This window comes from Streptomyces sp. AC627_RSS907 (assembly GCF_019049165.1).
Genome location: NZ_JAGMUE010000856.1, coordinates 1 through 637 on the forward strand (window position 1 = coordinate 1; position 637 = coordinate 637).

Annotated in this window: 1 protein-coding gene; it reads right to left on the reverse strand. The window is 77.1% G+C overall.

From position 1 onward, the window contains the following. Positions 1–637 (reverse strand): AMP-binding protein (locus tag KUM32_RS39035; RefSeq protein ID WP_217146514.1); only part of this gene is annotated, 637 nt, incomplete at both ends.

Here is a 637-nt window from a genome sequence, read left to right on the forward strand (position 1 = left end):
GGCGAACACCCGGCGCAGGCTGGCGCAGTCGGCCGGGTGGGCGACGGCCGTGAACGCGGCGAGCATCGAGGGCACGAAGTGCGCGGTGGTGATCGCCCGGTCGCGGATGAGGGCGGCGACGGTGGCCGGGTCGCGGTGGTCGTCGGGGCCGGCGACGACGAGCGTGGCGCCGGCGAGCAGCGGCCAGAACAGCTCCCACACCGACACGTCGAAGCTGGCCGGCGTCTTGTGCAGCACCCGGTCGTCGGCGCCGATCGGGTAGGCGTGTCGCATCCAGCGCAGCCGGTTGGCGATGGCGTCGTGGGTGACGAGCACGCCCTTGGGGCGGCCGGTGGAGCCGGAGGTGTAGATCACGTACGCGGCGTCGCCGGACCGCGGCGCGGTCAGCTCGGGTGCTCGCGCGTCGGCGGGGGCGGGTTCGGGTGGCGTGTTCAGTCGCAGCAGCGGCAGCGCGCCGCCGTCTGCTCCCGCGCCGTCGGCCACGGCCCACCGGCCCGCGCCCCTCGCCCCAGGGAACCACCGCTCGGCCAGTTCCGGCGTGGTCACCAGGGCTCCGGCGCCCGCGTCGGCCACCAGCGCGGCGGCCCGTTCGCGCGGCAGCTCCGGGTCGACGGGCAGGTAGGCGGCGCCGACGCGC